At 43.4% G+C, this 876-nt stretch carries 2 protein-coding genes; one reads left to right on the forward strand and one right to left on the reverse strand.

The window, feature by feature from the left end:
• Positions 1-226 (forward strand): hypothetical protein (locus A3735_RS31680; RefSeq protein WP_231882353.1); only part of this gene is annotated, 226 nt, incomplete at its 5' end.
• A 4-nt stretch (positions 227-230) separates the two neighbouring features.
• Here the strand turns inward: A3735_RS31680 and A3735_RS03225 are convergent.
• Complete coding sequence (locus A3735_RS03225) at positions 231-791, reverse strand: DUF1415 domain-containing protein (RefSeq protein ID WP_068506406.1); 561 nt, start codon at positions 789-791, stop codon at positions 231-233.
• Positions 792-876: the final 85 nt, after the last annotated feature.

The raw sequence follows: 876 nt of genomic DNA on the forward strand, positions 1-876 counted from the left end.
ATCCAACTGCTCACTCCCCCAAGCCAGGCTCTACGTTGAAAGGTTAATGCGAGATTTCGAAGCCATCAAAATAAAGTCAAGCGATGGAAAGTGGCTAAATTCGAGCATCAGCGTCGGAGTTGTACATATTTTGCCTAATGAAGACTTTAATTCTGCCTGGAAGAGAGCAAGCAAAAAGCTACTGCTTGCGAAATCAAAAGGTAGTGCGCAGCTTTCGTTCTCCTAGACGACTAAATACTCAGCCACGGAAATAAAGCTTTTAACCGCTCCCCCTCCATTGACTGCATTAGCTCAACATTACGCTCTGGAATTTTTTCAGGGTTATCATAACTTTCTAGCGCATACTCCAAAGATTGCTCTCTAATTATGTGAAAAACCGGATAGGGAGCGCGATTTGTTAAGTTCGATTTATCATCCGGTTCGGTACCTTCAAACTGGTAATCCGGGTGAAAACTTGCCAACTGAAATACACCTTCGTAACCTTCTGAAACCAAAATTGAATTCGCATCCGACAGGCATGCTAAGTAAGAATAAAAGTCACTCAAGCCATTTGGGATAACAAGCAGAGTCGTTTCAATAGCCAGATTACTATCATTATCTAGAAACCTTAACTCTGCCAACAAGCGTTCAAGTATTGAGTCATAAGAGCTCCCAGTGTCGATCGCGATTCGGACACGTTCGTCTTCGTAGGGTTTGCGAGCAAACGGACACAAGTTAAGGCCGATTACCACTCGCTCCAGCCAAGCAACAACTTCTGACTCTACATGGCCAAGGGATAGCTCATTAGACATCTTTAAACACCTTTCCTGAAACATTTCATATTAAAGCGAGAATTTATCGGTCATCTTATCTAAGGTCGGCCCAGCAATGACGCCT

The organism is Oleiphilus sp. HI0061 (genome assembly GCF_001635675.1).